Origin of the sequence: Kribbella sp. CA-247076 (assembly GCF_050942445.1) — a bacterium.
Taxonomy (GTDB): Bacteria; Actinomycetota; Actinomycetes; order Propionibacteriales; family Kribbellaceae; genus Kribbella.
In genome coordinates, this window is the sequence record NZ_CP192051.1 from 1,942,147 (window position 1) to 1,962,951 (window position 20,805).

Below are 20,805 nucleotides of genomic sequence, written 5' to 3' on the forward strand. Positions count from 1 at the left end.
TCCCGTCACGACCGGGTGCGGAGGGTGTAGCGGCGTTCGGCGTACGCGAGGTCGTCCTGCCAGAGGCGGCCGGCGGCCCAGCGCATCGCGGGTCTGAGGGCGGCTGCGGCTCTGGTCGCCCAGACGAAGCCCGGGCGGTCCGACGTCGCGATCGTTGCCTCGATCACCGCGGTCCGGGAACGGCCGTCGTGGCCGGGGCCGATAGGAGTCGCGTGGGTCTCGACGACGCTGCCCGCCCCTTCGCCGGACAGGATCCGCATGATCACGGTCCGCGGTCCGGGGCAGGTGAACTCCGCGCGCACCGGTACGCCGATCGGCCCGCCCAACCGGAACGTGACATCGACGAGGAACCGGTCCGCCACCGGATCGTCCACGCCCTCCGGGATCTCGACGACCCGGAGATCGGAGAACGAGTACGGGTGGAACCACGCGCCGTGCCAGGGATCGAGGCGATTGGCCACGATGTCGACGGGCTCGCAGATCCCTTCCATGGTGGCGACCGCGTCGACGACCCGCTCACCGCGGGGCCGAAGGAGCTCGAGCGGCCGATCGGTCGGCTCCTCGCCACCGACGCCGTCGAGCCGGACCCAGCACAGTACGCCGTCGTCGTGGCTCGGGAACGACCGCCAACCCGTCCGGTCGCCGTCGTCCCCGACGGCCAGGCCGTGCCAGCGGCACACCACCTTCCCGCAGTCGATCGCCCCGAGCGCCAGTGGCGCACCGAGGTGGGGGCACGCACCCTCACCGACCCGGAGCGAGCCATCGACGTTGCGCCAGGCAACGAGCTCCACGTCGGCGACGACGATCCCCAGCGGCTTGTCCGTGCGCACCTCGCGACTGGCCGCGAACACGAACCAGTTGCCCGAGGCCCGGTTCGTGGCCCGTTTGACCGCGGACTCGATCACCGCGGGCGAGGCTGCGCGGTACGTCGGCTCCTGCCGGCTCCAGGCCTCCCGGGGAAGGAACTGGACCGGCCAACTGCCGGGCCAGGTGGTCCGGATCCGGCGCGTCACGCGATCTCTGAAGTGGTTCACAGCGATGCCCTCTCCGGTTGGCGGGGCCGGTGCAGGCCCCGGATCCTCGGTCCGTTCGGAACGGAGTACAGCTCGTGGCCTGGCTGTCCGAAGTCGCCGAGCAGCAGGTTCGCGGCGTGGACGCCGGTGGTCGCGGCCCGCTCCATCAGCGCCACGGGCAGGTCGATCCGGATCCCGTCGCCGGCCAGCACCAACCCGTCGACCGGTGTCCTGACCGGCGGCCGGCCCGCGAACGAGCCCGGGGTGAACCACGGGCAGTCGTCGTTCCAGAGCGAGACGGCGTCGACGGTCTTCGCGTCCGCGGTCTCCGGATAGACCCGATGCAGCTGCGCCTCGAGTCTCGTCGCCAACGTTCCGGCCAGGTTCGGATCGGCGGAGTACGCGTGCAGCTCGACGACGGAGCCGCCGTGCGTACCAGCCCAGCGACGAGCCTCGGCTTCGTACCGTTCGAGCACCGACACGTTGTCCAGCTCACCCCATCCCGCCGTACCCAGGAAGGCTGGACGCGCCGCGTCTACAGGTCGATCGAGCCAGAGTCGATGCACGAGGAACGGCGGCGCGTTGAGCTGGCTCGCCATCTGCTCACGCCACTCGGGTGGTCCCAGGTCCGGCGAGTGCTGCAGGAGATGCTGAAGCCCGCGCAGGTCCGCCGCCAGTACGACGGCATCCGCGTCCATGCTGCGATCAGCCGCATGCACCCGGAACCGCCGTGGACCGTCCACCTCGATCGCGTCGACGGTGGCCGACGTGGCGACGTCCGCGCCGAGATTCTCCAAGTACCGTCCCAACGGCTCCCACAACGCCGGGCCGAAGGCGGCGTCGGGCACGTCGAACAGCAGGCCCTCGGACGATCCGAGGAAGTAGAGATGGAACATCAGGGCCATCTCCGCAGCGGACAGCTGACTCGGTGGCGCGAAGAAGCTGCGGCTGAACACCTCGAACGCCAGGTGCCGCGCGGCCGACGGGAAGTTGATGGCCGCCAGGAAATCGTCCGCCGTGACCGAGTCCAGTCGTCGATACACCTCCGGCACCGAAACGGTGGCCAGCGGCAACGCGGCCCGCGCGTTCAACCGCAGCAGGTCACGCAGGCCGAAGGTCGGACTGCGCAGTGCGAACAGGACGGCGTTCCAGGGCGGCGTCGTCGGCAACCCACGGAACGTGTCCGTCCGGCCCTCCGCGTCCACCAGCGGATAATCGGGTACGCCGACCAGCCGGCGCAGCTCGGGATCCGTCCGGCGGAGCAACTGCCTGAGGTTGTAGTACTGCCGGAAGAACGCGTGGAACCCGCGGCCCATCGACACAGTGCTTCCGTCGCGCAAGTCCTGCGACCACGATGCGACCCGGCCACCGAGGTAGGGCTGACCTTCCAGCAGGGTGACTTTGACCCCACGTTCGGTCAGTGCGGTCGCAGCCGAGAGTCCCGCGATCCCGCCACCGACGACGATCACCCGGCGATCGGGGACCGCGGCCTTGTGCGGGGCCGGTGGGCGATGAGTCTCGATGCGGGCGTCACGGCCGAGGGGGACGGGCATCAGTCGCCGTCCGCTGGGAGTGGGCGCGTGCCGAGGAAGGTGTGCACCACATCGCGTTGCCAGCCGGACATCCCGCACTCGGTCACGTGCTCGAAGCCGTTGGCTGCCATCCGCTGCCGGAAGGCAGACACTCCGTCAAAGGCCAGCACACTCCGCCACAGATGACGGTAGAGCGTCGTGTCCCGGGTCGTCACCTTGCCCAGCGGAATGATGATGCCCCAAGCAACTGATGACCAGAGCGTACGGGCGAGACGTGAGTCGGCGACGGAGTACTCGTGCACGGCCAACCGGCCGCCCGGCCGCAACAGACCACGGAGCTTGCGCAGCCCGGCGTCCGGGTCGTCCAGGTTCCGGATCAGGTAGGCGGCGAGTACGGCGTCGAAGGACCCGCCGAGCCCGGCCGGATCCAGGTCCTCCATCGAGCTGTGGAGGAACCGCACCCGATCCGGGAAACCCTTGCGCCGGGCGCGCTCAATCATCGCCGACGAGGCGTCGAAGGCCACGATCTCCGCGTGCGGCGCGACCTTCAGCAGCGCTGCCGTCGACGCGCCCGTACCGCACCCCGCGTCGAGCACACGCAGGCCACGGCCGCCGTCGGGAAGCTCGAGGCGCGCCGCACTGAGCCGAAGGTGCTTGTGGTAACCGGGATTCAGGCCGACCAGGCGGTCGTATCCGAACGCACCGGCATCGAAGGCGGCCGGCACCTCGCTGCGGGGGAGTCCAGCGGTCATCGAAGCTCCTCACTCTTCTCCACGCTGCTGGTCCTGGATTCGGAGCGCAGCTTGAGGTACTCCCACACGAGCAGCGTCGCCGTGATCAGAGACATGCCGAACGCGAAGTCCTCGACAGGGATGTCCCAGGGGAAGCGCACGCCGACGGTGTGCCGGTCGGCGTACAGCACGATCGGAGCGTTCAGCTTCGTCAGCCAGCCGTCCACCGGGATCTGGAAGCCGAACACGATGATCATGCTGATCCAGTACGCCGGCCGCCGGAACAGACCCGTCCGCAGCCACCGGAGCTCCAGCAGCACGACGGCGACGACCGACAGTACGGCGGGCAGCGTGTATCCGAGTCCTCTCATGCCGTGTCCCGGGCCTTCCAGCGGCCGAGCATGAGCGTCACGGTCTCGTAGGTGAGCAGCCCGCAGGTCGGGACGACGACGAAGAACACCAACTCTTCCAGCGGAATGTTGCCGGGCAGCGTGATCCCGGTCAGATAGGCGGCGTCGTAGCCCCAGACGCCGGCCGCGATCGCGATGGCGTCCCAGATCAGGAACACCGTGACGACCGGGAGCAGGGCCAGCACCCAACGCCGCGGCCTGCGGTACACCCGCGCTCCCAGCAGTTCCAGCGGCAGGGTGATCGCCACGCACAAGCCCATCACGATCAGGTACTGCAGGTGATTCACCGGGCACCTCCCGCTCGTCGGCGTACCCATAGGGCCCGGACCAGGGCCGCGCCGCCCACCGTCAGCTTCCGGCTGGTGGTGACGCGCGCCCGCCGCGCGAAGACGTTGTAGTCGGCCGCCTCGATCCGCTGCAGGATCTCCGAGTAGAGGACGTACGCCGTCCGCACGCACGGTCTCGACCGCGGCGCGAGCTGGTCGATACCTCGCTCGGCGACGGTGTAGATCTCCCGGGTCAGCGCGATCTGCTCGCGCAGGGCCGCGACGATTCGTTGCTCGGTGCATCCATTGCGCAGACACCAGCCGATCAGGTCGCGATCCACGCCGTGGGCGGCGAGCTCGTCCAACGGCAGGTAGATGCGTCCACGCTCGAAGTCCTCGGCGATGTCGCGGAGAAAGTTCGTCAGCTGGAACGCGAGACCGAGCGCGGCCGCGGCGGGCGCGGCGTCGGACTGGCGGCCGACCGTTCCCAGCACCGGCAGGACTTGCAGACCGATCACCTCGGCCGAGCCGCGGGTGTAGCGGTACAGGTCCGATCTGGTCGGGTATTCCTCGACGGTCAGATCCATCCGCATCGAGGTCATGAAGTCGTCGAACAGACCCGGATCGATCTCGTACCGCCGCGCGGTGTCGACGACCGCGGCGAGGATCGGGTCGTCGCTGCCGCCGCCTTGGAGGCCCGCGCTGAGCCGCTCCTGGATCCCGAGCAGGGCGTCGGCGATGTCCTGCGTGGTCGCCTGCGGGTCGGGTACGTCGACGATGTCGTCGGCGAACCGGGCGAACCCGTAGAGGGCGTGCACCGCGGGCCGCTGCTCCGGCGCCAGCATGCGGGTCGCGAGGTAGTAGGTCTTGCCGTGCTCGGCGTTCAGGCGCCGGCAGCTGACGTACGACCGGACCAGGAAGGGATCCTGGATGCCGGCGGCGGTGAGCTCTGCGGTCTTCATCTGTTGCCTCCGGCTCTGAGCTTCGATCGGTCGGCGGTCCGGACCGGTCCGGTGACGCGGTCCGCGGCGAGCCGCCCGGAGAGCAGAGCCGTCGGTACGCCGACTCCCGGTACAGTCCCGCCACCGGCGAGGACGACGTTCTCGGTCTGCCGCGGGAGGTTGCCCGGGCGGAACGGTCCCGTCTGGGAGAAGCTGTGCGACCACGCGAAGGGTGTTCCGGCCACCATGTCCTGCGCGGCCCAGTCGGCCGGTGTGATCAGGTGCCGGGTGGTGACGGCGTCGGCCAGTCCCGGGAGCTGTCGTTGCTCGACCAGGGCCACGAGCTCGTCGGCGTACCGCTCGCCCAGCGTCTCCCAGTCGAGGCCGGGCGCCGTGGCGAGATTCGGCACGGGCGCCAGGATCGAGATCGTGTCGCGGCCGGGCGGACCGAGCTGCGGGTCGGTCGCGGTCGGCCGGGTGATGAGCAGGGACGGGTCGGACATCAGCTCGCCGTCCCGGATCAGTTGCTGGAATGTCTTCCGCCACGCCGCCCCGAAAGAGATGGTGTGGTGCGCGACGTCGGCGTACTCCCGGTTCACGCCGGCGTGCAGGACGACCGCGGACGGCGCGGCGCGCAGCGGCACCGGCCGGCGCGGCGCGATGCCCATCAGGTCGTAGCTGACGGGGAGCTCGGTGGTCAGAACGACGGCATCGCAGGAGAAGCGTCGTCCGTCCTCGGTGATGACCGCGGTCACGCGGTCGCCGATCTTCTCCAGTGTCCGGACGTTAGCGTCGTAGTGGAACTCCACGCCACAGTCCGTCGCTGCCTCCGCGAGCGCGTCGGGCAGGCGGCTGACTCCACCGGACGGGAAGTACACGCCGGCGACCGTGTCCATGTAGGTGATCACGGCGTAGAGAGCCAGGGCGTCGTACGGCGCCTGGCCGACGTACAGGGACTGGAACGTGAAGACCCGGCGCAGCCGCTCGTCGTCGATGAAGCCGGCGATGACCGGGTCCAGCCGCCGGAAGCCACCCAATGCCGCGACGCGCGCGAGTTGTGGGGTCAGCAGCGACAGCGGCGAGTCGAAGTTCGCGGCGACGAACCGGTCGAACTCGGCGCGGTACAGCCGTTCGAGCCAGGCCCGCATCCGTCGGTAGCCCTCGGCATTCCGGACCCCGGCGAACGGTTTGATCGCGTCGTACATCCGCTCCTCGTCGCGGTGCACGAGCAAGGAGCTGCCGTCGGCGAACCGGGCGTCGTACGCCGGTGTGAGCTCGGTCAGCTGGAGCAACTGCTCGCTGGACCGGCCCATCGCCTGGAACACGTCCTCGATGACGTCGGGCATGGTGATGACGCTCGGCCCGGTGTCGAAGCGATGGCCGTCCTTCATCAGCCGGCCGGCCCGGCCGCCGGGCACCTTGCCGCGCTCCAGGACCACGACCTGCCGGTCGCGGCCGGCCAGGTGGGCCGCCGCCGCGAGGCCGGAGAATCCCGAACCGACCACCACGACGCGGTCCGTGCGGCCGGAGACCCGGCGCATCATCGCCGTCCTCGTTCGCCGGTGCTCATGCGCTGCGCCGGGTCGCTTGATCGGCCAGTACGACGAGCGCGTCGCGGGCGAACCCGGTCACCGCGGGACGCAGCGCGGCGAGGGCGCGATCGACTCTCGCGGCGATCGCCTCCTCCGCCCACTTCTCCGCGCCGCTTTCGCGAATCACGTCCTGCCACTGACGAACCCACTCCACGCGCTCCTGGGCGTGCTCCGGACGGCGGGCGGCCAGCCGTCGGAGCTCGGTGGCGAGGCGATCCTGGGCCAGTTCACGGGCGGCGACGATGACGGTGGTCGCCTTGCCCTGGAACAGGTCGTCTCCGACCGGCTTGCCGGTCACCGTCGGGTCGCCGAAGACGCCGAGCAGGTCGTCGCGCAGCTGGAAGGCCTCCCCGATGGCCTCGCCGTACCGGCCGAGGGCGGCGGTGATCGCGGGCGAACAGCCGGCGAGCGCGGCGCCGAGCTCGAGCGGCCGCCGGACCGTGTAGTTGCCCGACTTCCGGCGGGCGACGTCGAGCACGTCGTCGAGGGTCGGGTGGGCGGACGCCTCGTTGAGCAGATCACCGAACTGGCCGACGGCCAGCTCCGCCCGCATCAGGTCGTACACCCGCCAGCCGCGGGCCATCGCTGCGGGACCCAGGTCCGCCTCCCGCAGCATGCGTTCGGCCCAGATCAGGCACAGGTCACTCAGCAGTACGGCGGCCGACCGTCCGAACGCACCGGGCTGACGGACGGATTCGCGGCCGGCCGCCCAGGTCTCGAGTTGCGCGTGCACCGCGGGGGCGCCGCGTCGTACCGCCGAGTCGTCCATCACGTCGTCCTGGATCAGAGCGAAGGCGTGCAGGAGCTCGAGACTGGCGGCCGCCTGCGCGGCGCGCGGATCGTCCGGCTGACCGCACCGCCAGCCCAGATAGGCGAACGTGGAGCGCACGTACTTACCGCGGGTAACAAAGCCGGTCAGCACCGAGCCGAGGACGTCGGCGTGCGGGACGGTGAAGTGTTCGGCCGCCTGCCGGTCGGTGAACTCGACGACACGCGCTCGGCTGTCGTCGGCGTGGCCGCGGAACCAGGCGCTGACCCGGTCGTAATCGGTTGCGGATGTGTGCACACGACCTCCACCACGTGATGCGGATATGACGATCCTTCGTCCAGTCCTTCCGTCCGGGACCCCGCGGCGGATTCAGGGAGTAGCGAAAAACTTGTGCACAACCGATGCACCGATCGCTCGGGTGCCTCTCGGGCAGGCGCCAGCGTCCGGCCGGCGCTGCTAGCAGCAGGCATGTGCAGCGCGCCGGTACCCCAGCGGGTCGGTACTAACCCCTCGGAGGCTGCTTCCGCGCCGGCCGGCGGCGTTTTGTCAGCCGGTCGACGACCGACGGCAGGTCGTTCAGCGCGTCCGCCGAGGCGGGCCAGCCGGGGCCGGAGAGCAGGACCTGGCAACCGGCGGCCTCGATGCGGTTGCGCAGGCGCAGCTGGCCCGCGCGGCGGACCAGCGCCCAGAGGACGACCACGCGCGGATCGGACCGGGCGATCGCCTGCATCACCGCCTGCTCGGTGCTCCCCGGACCCAGCAGCACGACCGGCCGGCCGAGCTCGAGCAGGACCGCTCTGAGCATCGTCAACGGCAGCGTGTGGCGCTCCTCCGGACACTGCACGAGCAGCACCGGACGGCCGCGACCCGACGTCAGCACGCGCCGATCGAGGTAGCGCTCGACCGCTGCTTGTACGGCGTCTGCCAGCAGGATCTCGATGTCCGTGCAGTCGCCGACGCTGTCGAAGCGCTCCCCGAGGATCCGGAAGGCCGGCGAGACCAGCTCCGTCCACGTCGTCCCCGCACCATGTGTCATCAGGTGGTCGTCGAGGACACCTGCGAGCTCGGCCACGGAGACCGACTCGGCCAGCTCGACGATCCGCCGGTCCAGGCCCTCGGCGGTGGGCGGCGTACTCTCCCGGAGGCTCAGTTGGGCCGCGTCACCGGCCGCGATCCCCGTGGCGATCAGGCGCTGCATCCGGCGCAGCCGGTCGATGTCCCACGGCGTGTACCGGCGGTGCAGCCCGGACGTCCGCGCGGACGGACCGACACCGTAGCGGGCGTCCCAGGTGCGCAGCGTCACGGCGGGGATCCCCAGCAGCCTCGCCACCTGCCCCACCGGCAGCACAGTCGCCGCCCGCTCGACCTCACCGACCGACGCACCCATGGACCAACGATGGCACGACTTCCCAGTCCACCCACCCGGAGGGCCCTCGGCAGCTACCCTGCAGTCATCCGATGGGCACGGCCGGACTGGCGGAACCGGAGGTACTGATGGACGACGCGGACGTCGTGGTCGTCAGCGCAGGGCTGGCCGGACTGGCCGCCGCGAACAGGCTGAACGATGCCGGCCTCCGCGTCCTCGTGCTGGAGGCGGACGACCGGATCGGCGGCCGGGTCCGGACCGATTTGCTGGACGGTTTCCGGCTGGACCGGGGCTTCCAGGTGCTGCTCCCGTCCTATCCCGAGCTGCCTCGGGCGGTCGATCTCAGCAGTCTCGACCTGCGCTACTTCACCCGCGGAGTGATCGCGCAGGGCAAGGACACCCGCTGGGACCTCGAGCTGTCCTGGCGACGGCCGCAAGCCCTGGCGCAGCTGGCCCGGTTCGCCGTCAGCCGCCCGTTCGATGCGGCCGCGGTCGCCGCCTTCTCGGCCCGTGACGCCTTCGTCCCCGCGGGCGGCGTGCGGACGGCGACCGATCGGGAGACGCGCCGTGAGTTCGACCGCTGGCGACTCTCGGACGAAACCGTCGACGAGATTCTCCGGCCGTTCGTGGCCGGCGTCTTCCTGGATCCCGCGCTGGGCGGGAGTTCGCGACTGTTCCACCTCGTCTGGCGCTGCTTCCTCCGCGGCGGCGCGGCCGTGCCGGCGAACGGCATGGAGGAGCTGCCGAAGCTGCTCGCCGCCCGCCTTCCCGCCGACGCGATCCGGACCACGCGTCGGGTCGTCGACGCCGACGCGCATCGGGTCCGGTTGGACGGTGAGACCGAGCCGATCTCCGCTCGCGTCGTACTCGTCGCGACCGACGGGTCGACCGCGGCGGAGCTGGCGCCGGGGGTTGAGCCTCCGCAGTGGTCGCAGGTATGCACCTGGTACTTCGCCGCGCCCGAAGCGCCGGTCGGTCGGCCCGTGCTGCTGCTCGACGGTTCGGGCCGATCGTTGCTGAACACGGCGGTGATGAGTGAGGTCTCATCGGCCTACGCGCCACCCGGCCGCGCCCTCGTCGTCGCATCCGCACCGGGAGATCCGCTGCCGGTCGACCAGGTGCTGACCTCGTTGGCGGACCTGTACCAGACCTCGACCGCGGGATGGGAACTGCTGGCGGAGTACCGGATCACCAGGGCTCTGCCGCGGATGACCCCTGTGCATCCGCTGACGAAGCCGGTGCGGACTGATGGCGGCATCTACGTCTGCGGCGACCATCGCGACACCAGTTCGATCCAGGGCGCGCTGGTCTCGGGCCGCCGCGCGGCGACCGCCATCGCCCACGCCCTGGGCGCCTCATCGGCTCCGTGAAGGAGTCGTCGCGGCCATGCGGTCCAGCAGCCGCATGGCCGCGACGGGCGCTCAGATGTCGAGCGGACGCAGTACCTGGGTGATGCCGTGCGCGATCTGCCGGTTGCCCTTGTTGAGGTCCAGGGCCCACGGGTTGACGAACGGGTTGGCGTCGTTCCGGTCAGCGTCGATGAGTCTGATCAGGCGGCAGCGCTTGTTGATCACGTCGACCGTGATGGTGGCGCCGGACAGAGCGGTCGTGAGCTTGGCGCCGTCCGATCGCAGTGCGGTCTTGCTGGTGATCGTGGCGCCGGGGACGACGTGGTAGAGCAGGACCGACTCGATGGTGTCCACGCCAAGCGCCTTGGCCAGCGCGTCGAAGAGCCGGGACTCGGTGCGGTACTTCGTGCCGGTCAGGTCCTTCGCGAGACGCTGGAACGCACGATCGCTGGGCAGGAACGCCGTCAGCCGGACCGTCCCGTCGGCCAGCACCTTGACCGGGCTGTTCGGTTTCGCGGCGAGTACGGCGCCCACCGCCTGCGTGAGGACGTCGTAGTCGCTCCAGCTGCGGTCGAAGGTGTCGCCGTCGGCCGCGAGTACGGCGGCCAGGCTCTTCGTTCCCTCCGGGCGGGTGGCGCCGGCCGGCGCCGCGGTGGCGATGACACTGGTCGAGAGCATTCCCACGGCGACCGCGCCGGCGGCCAGGTAGCGGGTCAGGCGTCGGGTGATGGTGCGCATCGGACAACCTTTCGGACGGGTGGCAGCAGCCTCGTTGCCGCTGCTCTTGGCAACTACTTCTCTGCGACTGCTGGGGCCGGATGCGCTGTCTGGTCAGGGATTCCGGCGGATTGCCCTCGGCTGGCGGACGGCCACCAGAAGCGATCGCCGAGGAGAAACGCAAGGGCGGGAACGACGACCGTCCGCACGAGCAGAGTGTCGAGCAGTACGCCGACGCAGACGATCACGCCGACCTGGGTCAAGGTGATCAGCGGCAGGACGCCCAGGACGGCGAAGACAGCGGCCAGCAGCAGGCCCGCGCTGGTGATCACGCCACCGGTGGCGCGCAGCGCGATCTGCATGCCCTCGCGGGTGCCGGACTCGAAGGCCTCCTCGCGCGCACGGGTGCTGAGGAAGATGTTGTAGTCGACGCCGAGCGCGACCAGGAACAGGAACGACAGCAGGACGACCGACCCGTCGAGCGCCGGGAATCCTAGAACGCGGTCGAACACCAGCCAGCTCGCGCCGAAGCTGGCGAAGAACGATGCGACTACAGTTGCCAACAGCAACAACGGGGCCAGGATCGACCTCAGGACCGCGACCAGCACCAGGCCGACGAGGAGCAGGATCAACGGCATGATCAGCAACCGGTCACGCCGATCCGCCTGCTGCACGTCCACGCTCTCGGCGGGTCCACCGCCCACCAGGACGCGTTCGTCGACCTGGTCGAGCCGGTCGCGCAGCTCGCGCACCGTGGCCGACGACTCCTCGCTTCCAGGCCGAGCCTCCAGCACCACGTCGTACTGCGCGAGCCGGCCGTCACGACTTCCTGGCCGTACGTCGACGACGCCGGGAACCGTGGTCACCGCCCGGGCGATGTCGTCCGCCTTCTCTGCGGGACCGATGACCACCACCGGCTCGGTGGCGCCGGCCGGGAACGCCCGCGCCAGGACCTTCGCACCGCGGACCGCTTCCGGCTCCACCCGGAACTGCTCGTTCTGCGCGAGCCCTGTCCGTACGTCGAACGTGCCCACGGCAAACCCGGCCAGCAACAAGGTGGAGAGCAGTAGCACGGTGACCGGTCGCCGGGCGACTCCACGGCCGAGCCGTCCCCAGAGCTTGCCCTCGGTGACGGGATCTCCGACACGCGGGACGAACGGCCAGAAGATGCGGCGGCCGAAGAGAACGAGCGCCGACGGCAGGATGACCAGTCCCGACACCATCGCGAACGCGATGCCGATGATGCACGCCACGCCGATGCCCTGCAGGGTCTCGGTGCTCGCCAGCAGGAGCAGGGCGAGCGCGCCGATGACCGTGCCACCGCTGGCCAGGATCGGTTCGGCGACCCGGCGTGCGGCGACTCTCATCGCGTCGAGCGGTCGCTCCGAGGTCCGAAGCTGCTCGCGATACCGGGCGATCAGCAGGAGGGCGTAGTCGGTCGCGGCACCGAAGACGAGCACACTGACGATGCCGGCCACAGCGCCGCCGCCAGGAATGCCGAGCCTGGCGAGAACCTGCTCGGACACCCCGCGCGTGACCTGTTCGGTCAGGCCCACGACCAGGAGAGGGATGACGACCAGACCAGGGCTTCGGTAGGTGAGCAGCAGCAGTACGGCGACGACGGCAGCCGTCACCAGGATCAGGCGGGCGTCCGCGCCGTCGAACACCCGCGTCAGGTCGGTGGTGAAGGCTGCCGGTCCGGTGACGTCGGCCGTCATCCCATCCGGCAGGCCGGTCAACTTTGCGCGGATCTCGTCGACCTTCTGAGCGGTGGCCTCGTCGTCGGTCGCCCCGTCGGCCGCCTCGCCGGTCGCCTCGTCGGGCGCCGGGAGGGTCAGGATCGCGAGCGCGACCCGCCCGTCCGGCGAGACCTGCAGCGGGACCCGGGAGCCGAGTTCGCCGGCCTTCGCCTGGGCGGCCGTACGATCCGCGGGGCCGAGTGCCGCCTGGTCGGACCGGCTGAAGACGACGAGCGCCGACGAGGAGTCCGTGTCGGGCAGCTGGGCGCGGAGTCGTTCGACCTCCGCAGACTCCGCGGAGGTGCCCAGCCCGGTGCCGGAGCGAGGCGCTGCCTGGTCCGCGGTCGGCACGAGCAGAGCCACCGCCGTGAAGACGATCCCCGCCACGACAACGAGGAAGGCGGCCATCCTGGACCTCAGGTACCAGGGCGATCCGGGCACTGTGGCACTCCGATCCTTTAGGCAGGGACAGCTGTGACGACGAGGTTGTCGCGGTAGCCGCCGGTGGCCTCGTTGTACGGGCCGCCGCAGGTCACGACTTTGAGCACGCGTGGCCCCTCACGGGCGAAGAGTTGGTCGACCGGCAGTTTCCGCTTGGCGATGTCCTCGACCCGCCGTACCCGGTAGCGGCTGGTCGAGCCGTCGGTCGAGCGCACGGTGATGAGGTCGCCCGCCTCCACGCGCCGGAGCCGGACCAGGGGACCGACGCCGTACTCCTTGCTGTCCAGATGTCCCCCGAGTACGACGGTGCCCTGGTCGTCGGCCGGGCCGGGGCCGAAGCGGTACCAGCCGATGAGGGCCGGGTTCGCCGGCAACTCCATCTGGCCGTCCTCGGCCACGCCGACCGGGCGCACCGGGATGTCCAGTGCCGCCGCCTCGACGATCAGCCGGGACGGCGAGGGGAGTGGCGCTTCGGCCGTCGGCAGGTCGGCCGCCCGGGTCGGAATGCTGCTGTTGCTGCTCGGGGTGGGCGTTGCCGCCGTGGCCGAGGGCGGAGGGCTGGGGGTGGTCTCGGCCCGTTCGGGCTCGGCGGGGGCACCGCAGCCCGCCACAACGAAGGCCAGTGCGGCCACCACGAGGGTGGCCGCACGACGGTGGATCGTCACGACCTCGAGCGCGCCCGGACTGCCGCCGTACCCGCGCCGACGACGCCCAGGCCCAGGAAGCCGAGCGCGCCGACCAGCCACAGCGGGGTGTCGGCCGAGGCGGCCTGGCCGCCGGTGCCACCGGGGACGCCGGACGGGTTGCCGTGCAGGCCGGAGATCGTCTGGACGGCGAGCTTGAGGTTGTTGGCGCTCGCGCTGCCCCACGCGTAGACGATCGTGTTGGTGCCTTCCTTCAGGTTCACGTCGGCCGGGCCGATCGCGACGGTCGAGGTGCCGGCCAGGACGACGTCGGCCTTGACCGTGCCGGCCGGGAGGTCGGCCTTCGCCTCCTTCGGGTTCGCCAGGTTCCGGAACACCGGCTTGCCGCCGGCCCGGACGTCGACCGCGGGCGCTGCCGCGTCGTGGCGGACGGTGATCCGGGCCTGGCCCGCGCCGAGCTTCGAGGTGTCGTTGACGTACGGCGTCAGGACGGGCTTGCCGGCGGCGCTGAGGTGCGCGACCACGGTGATGTTGGCGCCACCGGGGACGTCCACGTCGTTGGCCTGGATGAGCGCCGCGGTCTGGCCGGCCGCCGTCACCTTCAGGTCGTAGCTGCCCTCGGGCAGCCGGACCGGGTCGGTGAGAGTGCCGGGCTTGAAGTTGGTCAGCAGGGCCTTGCCGTTCGCGTAGACGTCGACGGTCGCGCCCGGTACCGCGTGCAGTACCGAGACGTGAGCATCGGCCGTCGGCTTGGCCTGAGCGGATGTCACCGCGACGGCGGGCACACCGGCGGCGAGCAGACCTGTCGCTGCCAGGGCGACGTATCGACGGACAGACATGCAAATCCCTCCTCGGGGAATCGAGCTTTGGTGCCTGTTCTTCCGTCGGCGGTCGCGCACCGGATGCATCACTTTTGCAAAACTTCGGATTTTCGGGTCAGGGAGTCGTGTGGGTGGCGGGCAGCTCGAGGCCGAGCTGACCGGCCTTGACGACGACGGAGTCCAGTGTGCGAGCCAGCTTGAGCCCGATGACCTGGGTCGGGATCGCGAGTTGCGCCAACTGGTGCAACCGGTGAACCTCGTCCTCGCTCCAGTCTCGGTCCGGGGCAGCGGCAGCGTTCATGATCAGCCTTTCGGGGGTGGGTGGTGGCGATGTTGTACCCAGTGTGAACTCATGCAAAAGTGATGCAGCCGGTCAGGTGATTAGCCGAGGGCGGTGGGTACCAGGGCCCGCTCAATTTCCCTCGACGGGAGGATTCCCATGTCGCGTGTGATGGTCGTGTTCCGGCGGTGTGCCCTGGTGGCGGTCGCCGCCTTGGTGGTGGTTGCCGGCGGGGTCGGCACGGCGGAGGCGCGGAGTACGGCGCTGTCGCCGACGGACCGGGCGTTCCTGGCCGGCGCGCATCAGTCGAACCTGGCGGAGATCGCCACCGGCAAACTGGCCCAGGCCAAGGGGCAGAGTGCCGAGGTGAAGGAGCTCGGGGCGATGCTGGTCGCCGACCACACCGCGCTGGACGCGGCGCTGCGCGAGGTGGCCGCGTCGGTGCGGGTGTCGTTGCCGGCCACACCGAACGCCGAGCAGCGGGCGATGCAGGCGCAGTTGTCGAAGGCATCCGGCGAGGAGTTCGACGCGATGTTCGTCGCCGGTCAACTCAAGGGTCACGCCGCAGCGATGGCGCTCGGGGAGAAGGAGCTGAGCAACGGGACCGACGCCTCCGTGAAGAAGGCGGCTGCCGATTCGGCGCCGGTGATCATGAAGCACCACGAGATGTTCATGGCGCAGGCGAAGGCGATGGGACTTCCGGCGTCCGTCCACAGTGGGCTGTCCGGCGTAGCGGCGAGCGCCGGTCACCAGGTCCCGGCCGTCCTGATGGGGTTGGGCTGTCTGCTGATCGCCGGGGGACTCGTCCTGGCGATGCGTCGCCGTACCGTCGGGTGACTTCTACCCGAGGCAGCAGCATCCTGGTCGCGGTCGGTCTCCTACTGGCCGCGACCGGGGCCGTGCTGACCCACAGCAACAATCAGCCCGAGTACGGCGAAGTGCCCACGTCCACCGCGCTCGGCACCACCACCCCGCCCGCCGTCAGCGAACCGCCTGCAGGTTCTACACGGGCCCAGCGTCGTGCCACCGCTTCCGGACCTCGTCGTACTGTGGTGCCGGCTGCTGATCGGATGCCGGTGCGGGTGTGGTCCGGCGCGATCGGGGCAGACGCTCAGGTCGTGCCGGTGGGAGTCCGCGCGGACCGGTCGCTGGTCCTGCCGCCGGCGCACCAGGTCGGCTGGTGGATCGGCGGAGCGCAACCAGGTGAACGCCGCGGCACGGTCGTACTCGCCGGCCACGTCGACGACGAGAACGGCAACCAGGGCGCCCTGTACGACCTGAGCGCTCTCCGACGCGGCGACCGGCTCTTCGTCGACACAGCATCCGGGCGTACGACGTACCAGGTCGTCGCGATGCGGAGCTTCCCGAGACAACGACTCCCGGCCGACCTCTTCGACCAGACCACGACCCACCGCCTCGTCGTCCTGACCTGCGGTGGCACCTTCCACCCTGGCCGCGGCTACTCCGACAACATCGCCGCCTACGCCGTACCTGTCGGCTAACAAGCTCCCCGAATCGGTCGACCGTCAGCGACCCATGTGTCAGCTACTTGCGGAGGGCAACTGTTTGGTCTTGCGTCAGTTGAGCGTGCGGCCGGTCGCGCAGGAGCAGGGTCAGCTGGGCGACAGCCTCCAGCTCCTCCGCCAGCTCGACGGCCGCGTCCAGCGACTCGCCGGCGACGACCGAGCCGTGGTTGGCCATCAGGATCACCTGATGCTCCGCAGCCAGCCGCTCGATCCCGTCCGCGAGCTCACGGGTGCCAGGCCGCGCGTACGGCGCCACCGGCACATCGCCCAACCGCATCACCCGGTACGGCGTCAGCGGCGGCAACTGAGCGAACCCATCGTCATCCGGCACCAGACAAGCGCATGCCGTCGCGTACGGCGAATGCAGATGCACCACCGCCCTCACCTCCGGCCGCCGCCGATACACCGCAAGATGAACCCCCAACTCCTTCGAAGGCACACCCCCGGAGGCGACGGAAGGTCCTGAGCTGGTGAGAGATCTGCCGGCGAGGGTGACCTGCGCCAGCTCCTCGGGCCGGGCCCGACGCAGCGCCGAGCCGGTCGGCGTGATCAGCACCTGATCACCAACGCGAACGCTCACGTTCCCAGAACTCCCCGGCGACAGGCCCGCACCGGCCAGATACCTACAAGCCTCCACAACCCGCTCCCGCACGTCCGCAAACCGCCGATCGTCCGGCGCGTCCTGCGGCTCGGCCAGCCGGCGGGTGTTGTGGTGTTCTGTCATGGTGCGGTCTTCCAGGCGGTGGTGAAGAGGTCTGGGGCGCCGAAGTTGCCGGACTTCAGGAGGAGAGCCACCGGCCGACCGCGAACGCTCGCAACCGTCCACGGCACACCGGGCGCTGCCAACGCACCGATGTGCAGCGTCGACGCCCCGAGTGCCGCCGCGACGGCCCCTGACGTCTCACCACCGGCCACGATCATTCGCCGTACGCCGAGCTCGTCGACGGCCAGGACCGCCAGTCGTGCCAGCGCATCCTCGACGAGGGCGGCTGCCTTCTCCGTACCCAGCTCGTCCTGCACCCGCCTGACGTCCTCCGGAGAAGCCGTTGCCGAGAGCAACACGGTGGGGGACGTTGCTACCGCATCGGATCTGTCGGCGGCGTTCCGTCGTACTGCTTCCTCGAGTTGCTTCACCAGCCCCGCAAACGTAGAGGCATCGGCGGCCAACTCCAGCGGATCCACGGCGACGATCGGTCCGCGGAAGGCCGCGACCTGTTCGCGGGTGCGCTCGGATCCGCTGCCGGAGATGATCAGTCGCGGCCCGGCCTCGATCGCAGCTGGCTCCACCGGCTGGCTCACCGGATGACGAGACCCCGCGATCGACTGGCGCGCGAGCGCGACCGCGAGCCCAGCGGCCCCACCCACCACGACCGGTCGCTGCAGCCGCAGGATCGCCGCCGCCACCTGGTCCAAGTCGGCATCATCGGTCGCATCGACCAGCAGGTGGACGCTCCGCTCAGCCGCGATCGCCTCCACGATCGCCCTCGCACCACGGCGTACGACGGCGTGGTCGATCAGCCCGACAGAGTGACGCGTCTGCCGACCCAGCACTCGCACCAGATCCGGGTCGGTCATCGGAGTGAGCGGGTGGTTCCGCAGCGAGGACTCCGAGAGCAGTTGACCGTTGACGAACAGATGCCCGAGGTACTGCGTACGTCCGACCTGCGGCGTGGCCGGTGTACCGACGCTGATCGCATCCAGACCGCTCAGCTCGACGAGCGCGTCCGCGACCGGACCGATGTTGCCTCGATCAGTCGAGTCGAACGTCGAGCAGTACTTCTGATAGAGGACCCTGACGCCCCGGAGGAACCGCGCTGCCGCGACCGACTCCGCGACGGCAACGGCGGGCTCGACGGTCCGGGACTTGAGGGCGACCACCACGCAGTCGACGTCCGCCGGGATCGGCTCGGTCGGGACGCCAAGGGTGACCGAGGTCCGAAGGCCGGCGTTCGCGACGCCACCAGCCAGGTCGCACGCGCCGGTCAGGTCATCGGCGATGACCCCCAGCAGCGGACCCGTCATGACGCCACCACCACCCGAGCGCCGCCGCTGCCCAGGAGCCGTCGCTGCTCGGCGGTCGCGCCGCTGTCGGTCACGACCACGTCGACCAGCTCCAGCGTGCCGAACCTGATCGGAGCTCGCTCGCCGATCTTCCGATTGTCCACCAGTAGGATTGTCGACACTGCGACCGCGGCCATCCGCTGCTTGATGCTCGCGTCCAACGGCTTGGCACACAACAGGCCTGAGCTGTCCACAGCAGTTGCGGACAGAACCGCCACGTCGACCGACAGACTGGCGAGGCCGGCCTCGGTCGCCGGGCCGGTGAACGACCGGGTGTCCGACTGATACGTGCCACCGAGCGCGACGAGCTCGACGTCGTCGCGGGCTGTGCAGGTGCTGAGCACCGGCATCGAGTGGGTCACCACGGTGGCACCTCTCGGGACCAGGCCGGCGAGCGGCGCAACCGTCGTACCCGCGTCCAGTGCGATGGTCGACACGTCGGCCAAGAGCTCTGAACATGCGGCCGCGATCGCCCGCTTCTCCCTCGTCGAGGCGCGGTCGCGCTGGTCGAACGGCTCTCCGCCGCCCGCGGTCGGCAGGCTGGCGCCGCCCGTCACCCGGCGCGCGAGCCCGTCCAGATCCAGCTGCCTGAGGTCGCGGCGAATCGTCATCTCCGAGACGCCCAGCTCGAGGGCGAGGCCGGCCGACGAGATGTAGCCGTCGGCCGTCAGCCGGCGTACCAGTTCCGCACGTCGCGCCGAGGCGCCCGCGTATCGCACGCGTCCACTCAATCGAACCCAGCGTGCCGATGTCAATCTTCGAACATCAATTGCGAAGTTGTCCGAATGCGAACAAACTGGACCTCATGACCTCTCGTGTCGGACTTCTCCACACCGTGCCTGCCTTGGCGGGTGTGTTCCAGGAGCTGGTAGCGCAGCACGACGGATCCCTGCAGCAGGTGCACGTCGCCGATCCGGAGCTGCTCGCGACGGCGATCCGGGACGGCGTGACCCAAGCGGTCTTCGATCGGGTACGGCGCCACGTCGAATACCTGGCCGCGGACGGCGCCGGGGCCGTTCTCGTCACGTGTTCGTCGATCGGTGAAGCGGTGGAGGCTGCTGCGGACGCGGTCGACGTACCAGTCCTCAGGGTCGACGCGCCGATGGCCGCGGACGCCGTACGAGCTGCGGGTGACGGCGGTCGGATCGCGGTGCTGGCGACGCTCGAGGCCACGCTGGGCCCGACGGGCCGGCTCATCGAGCGCGCTGCCGCCGGTCACGGCGTCACGGTCGAAGCCACGGTGATCGAGGGTGCCGCGGACGCACGGGCGGCGGGCGACCAGGCCAAGCACGACGAGCTGATCCGAACCGCGGTCGAGCGCATCGAGGCCGACGCAATCGTCCTCGCCCAAGCCTCAATGGCCCAAGCCGTCGCCAACCTCAACACCCCCACCTTCACCTCACCACCCGGCGGGGCAGCCGCCCTGGTAGCAGCCCTCCACTGAACCACCTCCGACCGCGACCGGTCGACGATGCCTGCCCACCGTTCACTTCACGGTGATGATGGTTCTGCCTCTGGTGCGGGTGGTGATGGCGGTGGGGGCGTCGGTGAGGTCTTGGGTGGTGGTGACTAGGGGAGTCAGGCGGCCGTCGCGGAGGCGGGTGGCGAGTTGGGTCAGTTGTTCGCGGTTGGGTTCGACGATGAAGAAGATCGCCCGGCCGTCGGTGGGGTGGACGGTGGGCGGATCGGCGATGGTGACGAGCGTGCCGCCGGGGCGCACCAGCTTGGTGGAGCGGTCGCGGATCTCTCCACCGAGCACGTCGAGGACCACGTCGACGTCGCCGGCGTCCTCGAGTCGGTCCGCGTCCAGGTCGAGGAACTCGTGGACGCCCAGGGAGGTGGCCAGGTCCTGGTCGGCGGCGCGGCCGGTGCCGACGACGTGGGCTCCGGCTTCGCGGGCCAGTTGTACGGCGACCGAGCCGACGGACCCGCCGACGCCGTGGACGAGCACGGTTTGGCCCGTCTGCAAACGAGCGTGGTCGAACAACGCCTGCCAGGCGGTCAGACCGGAGATCGGAAGAGCGGCCGCCGCGACGTGGTCGACGTCGGCGGGGAGCGGAGCGAGGTTGCGGGCTTCGACAGCGACGTACTCCGCGAGTGAACCGTCGCGGGTCCAGTCGGTCGGCCCGAAGACCCGCTGGCCGACCGTGAGACCGGTGGTGCCGAAGCCGAGCTCGGCGACCACGCCGGACACTTCGTGGCCGGGGACGCTCGGGGTGCGGTCGCGGCCGGCGCGGTCGGTCCAGGTCCCGGGCCAGTCCAGCTCGCCGCGGGTGAAGCCGGCGGCGTGGACCCGCACGATGACGTCGTTCTCGGCGGCGTGGGGGTAGGGCAGTTCGGTCAGGGACAGCCCGTAGCCGTCGGCCTCGCGGTCCTGGACAGTGATGGCACGCATGAGGGTCCTTGCCGTGGTCGTGGTGGGGGTACGACCCGACCCTACGCAGACGTGGCCCGCGACCGGTGGGCCATTCGACGGCGTTTCCGATGGGCCACTTGGCGACGCGTTCCCGGAGCACGGCCGCCCGGACTCCAGGGTGTGGCCCAGTGACCGGCACGGATGCGACGGGGGATCGCCGGACGGATCGTGGGTCGTGAGCCGACGAGGGA

At 70.3% G+C, this 20,805-nt stretch carries 22 protein-coding genes; 4 read left to right on the forward strand and 18 right to left on the reverse strand.

Going from position 1 to position 20,805, the window contains the following annotated elements:
* Positions 1 to 5: 5 nt before the first annotated feature.
* The 9 genes from ACQPYZ_RS09400 to ACQPYZ_RS09440 form a co-directional block, all read right to left on the reverse strand.
* A complete protein-coding gene (locus tag ACQPYZ_RS09400) occupies positions 6 to 1,034 on the reverse strand; it encodes a DUF5914 domain-containing protein (RefSeq protein ID WP_433167053.1) in 1,029 nt (342 codons plus the stop codon).
* Positions 1,031 to 2,566, reverse strand: a complete 1,536-nt coding sequence (locus ACQPYZ_RS09405; RefSeq protein ID WP_433167054.1) for a hydroxysqualene dehydroxylase — start codon at positions 2,564 to 2,566, stop codon at positions 1,031 to 1,033. Before ACQPYZ_RS09405 ends, ACQPYZ_RS09400 begins: the two co-directional genes overlap by 4 nt.
* Positions 2,566 to 3,297 (reverse strand): class I SAM-dependent methyltransferase, encoded by a 732-nt coding sequence (locus ACQPYZ_RS09410; RefSeq protein ID WP_433167055.1) that lies wholly within the window; start codon positions 3,295 to 3,297, stop codon positions 2,566 to 2,568. The genes ACQPYZ_RS09405 and ACQPYZ_RS09410 overlap by 1 nt, the downstream gene beginning before the upstream one ends.
* The gene (locus ACQPYZ_RS09415) at positions 3,294 to 3,647 is read right to left on the reverse strand and encodes a lycopene cyclase domain-containing protein (protein WP_433167056.1); all 354 of its coding nucleotides are present in this window, start codon (positions 3,645 to 3,647) and stop codon (positions 3,294 to 3,296) included. Before ACQPYZ_RS09415 ends, ACQPYZ_RS09410 begins: the two co-directional genes overlap by 4 nt.
* Entirely contained in the window at positions 3,644 to 3,973 is a 330-nt protein-coding gene (locus ACQPYZ_RS09420; protein WP_433167057.1) for a lycopene cyclase domain-containing protein, read from the reverse strand. Before ACQPYZ_RS09420 ends, ACQPYZ_RS09415 begins: the two co-directional genes overlap by 4 nt.
* A complete protein-coding gene (locus tag ACQPYZ_RS09425; protein WP_433167058.1) occupies positions 3,970 to 4,914 on the reverse strand; it encodes a phytoene/squalene synthase family protein in 945 nt (314 codons plus the stop codon). Before ACQPYZ_RS09425 ends, ACQPYZ_RS09420 begins: the two co-directional genes overlap by 4 nt.
* On the reverse strand, positions 4,911 to 6,437 hold the full coding sequence (gene crtI / locus ACQPYZ_RS09430) for a phytoene desaturase family protein (protein WP_433167059.1): 1,527 nt from the start codon (positions 6,435 to 6,437) through the stop codon (positions 4,911 to 4,913). The genes ACQPYZ_RS09425 and crtI overlap by 4 nt, the downstream gene beginning before the upstream one ends.
* Positions 6,438 to 6,459: 22 nt before the next feature.
* Complete coding sequence (locus ACQPYZ_RS09435; protein WP_433167060.1) at positions 6,460 to 7,551, reverse strand: polyprenyl synthetase family protein; 1,092 nt, start codon at positions 7,549 to 7,551, stop codon at positions 6,460 to 6,462.
* A gap of 205 nt (positions 7,552 to 7,756) precedes the next feature.
* Positions 7,757 to 8,641: a MerR family transcriptional regulator gene (locus tag ACQPYZ_RS09440; RefSeq protein WP_433167061.1), complete on the reverse strand. Its 885-nt coding sequence runs from the start codon at positions 8,639 to 8,641 to the stop codon at positions 7,757 to 7,759.
* A 71-nt stretch (positions 8,642 to 8,712) separates the two neighbouring features.
* On the opposite strand from ACQPYZ_RS09440, the gene ACQPYZ_RS09445 reads away from it, so the two are divergent.
* The gene (locus ACQPYZ_RS09445; protein ID WP_433167062.1) at positions 8,713 to 9,990 is read left to right on the forward strand and encodes an NAD(P)/FAD-dependent oxidoreductase; all 1,278 of its coding nucleotides are present in this window, start codon (positions 8,713 to 8,715) and stop codon (positions 9,988 to 9,990) included.
* A gap of 51 nt (positions 9,991 to 10,041) precedes the next feature.
* On the opposite strand, the gene ACQPYZ_RS09450 is transcribed toward ACQPYZ_RS09445, so the two are convergent.
* From ACQPYZ_RS09450 to ACQPYZ_RS09470, 5 genes are all read right to left on the reverse strand, one after another.
* Positions 10,042 to 10,707, reverse strand: coding sequence for a fasciclin domain-containing protein (locus ACQPYZ_RS09450; RefSeq protein ID WP_433167063.1), 666 nt, complete (start codon positions 10,705 to 10,707; stop codon positions 10,042 to 10,044).
* 53 nt (positions 10,708 to 10,760) lie between these two features.
* Positions 10,761 to 12,833: an MMPL family transporter gene (locus tag ACQPYZ_RS09455; protein WP_433167064.1), complete on the reverse strand. Its 2,073-nt coding sequence runs from the start codon at positions 12,831 to 12,833 to the stop codon at positions 10,761 to 10,763.
* A gap of 50 nt (positions 12,834 to 12,883) precedes the next feature.
* A complete protein-coding gene (locus ACQPYZ_RS09460; RefSeq protein WP_433167065.1) occupies positions 12,884 to 13,531 on the reverse strand; it encodes a sortase domain-containing protein in 648 nt (215 codons plus the stop codon).
* On the reverse strand, positions 13,528 to 14,349 hold the full coding sequence (locus ACQPYZ_RS09465; RefSeq protein ID WP_433167066.1) for a DUF4397 domain-containing protein: 822 nt from the start codon (positions 14,347 to 14,349) through the stop codon (positions 13,528 to 13,530). Before ACQPYZ_RS09465 ends, ACQPYZ_RS09460 begins: the two co-directional genes overlap by 4 nt.
* 97 nt (positions 14,350 to 14,446) lie before the next feature.
* Entirely contained in the window at positions 14,447 to 14,632 is a 186-nt protein-coding gene (locus ACQPYZ_RS09470; RefSeq protein WP_433167067.1) for a hypothetical protein, read from the reverse strand.
* A 138-nt stretch (positions 14,633 to 14,770) separates the two neighbouring features.
* Here ACQPYZ_RS09470 and ACQPYZ_RS09475 point away from each other — a divergent pair, with 138 nt between their 5' ends.
* Together ACQPYZ_RS09475 and ACQPYZ_RS09480 are read left to right on the forward strand one after the other, a co-directional pair.
* A complete protein-coding gene (locus ACQPYZ_RS09475) occupies positions 14,771 to 15,448 on the forward strand; it encodes a DUF4142 domain-containing protein (RefSeq protein WP_433167068.1) in 678 nt (225 codons plus the stop codon).
* A complete protein-coding gene (locus ACQPYZ_RS09480; protein ID WP_433167069.1) occupies positions 15,445 to 16,113 on the forward strand; it encodes a class F sortase in 669 nt (222 codons plus the stop codon). The genes ACQPYZ_RS09475 and ACQPYZ_RS09480 overlap by 4 nt, the downstream gene beginning before the upstream one ends.
* Positions 16,114 to 16,156: 43 nt before the next feature.
* On the opposite strand, the gene ACQPYZ_RS09485 is transcribed toward ACQPYZ_RS09480, so the two are convergent.
* The 3 genes from ACQPYZ_RS09485 to ACQPYZ_RS09495 are packed head-to-tail and all read right to left on the reverse strand — an operon-like array spanning position 16,157 to position 18,917.
* The gene (locus ACQPYZ_RS09485) at positions 16,157 to 16,861 is read right to left on the reverse strand and encodes a class II aldolase/adducin family protein (protein WP_433167070.1); all 705 of its coding nucleotides are present in this window, start codon (positions 16,859 to 16,861) and stop codon (positions 16,157 to 16,159) included.
* Positions 16,858 to 18,159, reverse strand: coding sequence for a 3-oxo-tetronate kinase (gene otnK / locus ACQPYZ_RS09490; RefSeq protein WP_433167071.1), 1,302 nt, complete (start codon positions 18,157 to 18,159; stop codon positions 16,858 to 16,860). Before otnK ends, ACQPYZ_RS09485 begins: the two co-directional genes overlap by 4 nt.
* Positions 18,156 to 18,917: a DeoR/GlpR family DNA-binding transcription regulator gene (locus tag ACQPYZ_RS09495; RefSeq protein WP_433167072.1), complete on the reverse strand. Its 762-nt coding sequence runs from the start codon at positions 18,915 to 18,917 to the stop codon at positions 18,156 to 18,158. Before ACQPYZ_RS09495 ends, otnK begins: the two co-directional genes overlap by 4 nt.
* 86 nt (positions 18,918 to 19,003) lie before the next feature.
* Between ACQPYZ_RS09495 and ACQPYZ_RS09500 the strand changes: the two genes are divergently transcribed.
* Complete coding sequence (locus ACQPYZ_RS09500; RefSeq protein WP_433167073.1) at positions 19,004 to 19,642, forward strand: aspartate/glutamate racemase family protein; 639 nt, start codon at positions 19,004 to 19,006, stop codon at positions 19,640 to 19,642.
* 42 nt (positions 19,643 to 19,684) lie between these two features.
* Here the strand turns inward: ACQPYZ_RS09500 and ACQPYZ_RS09505 are convergent, their stop codons facing one another.
* The gene (locus ACQPYZ_RS09505) at positions 19,685 to 20,593 is read right to left on the reverse strand and encodes an NADP-dependent oxidoreductase (RefSeq protein ID WP_433167074.1); all 909 of its coding nucleotides are present in this window, start codon (positions 20,591 to 20,593) and stop codon (positions 19,685 to 19,687) included.
* Between the last annotated feature and the right edge of the window lie 212 nt (positions 20,594 to 20,805).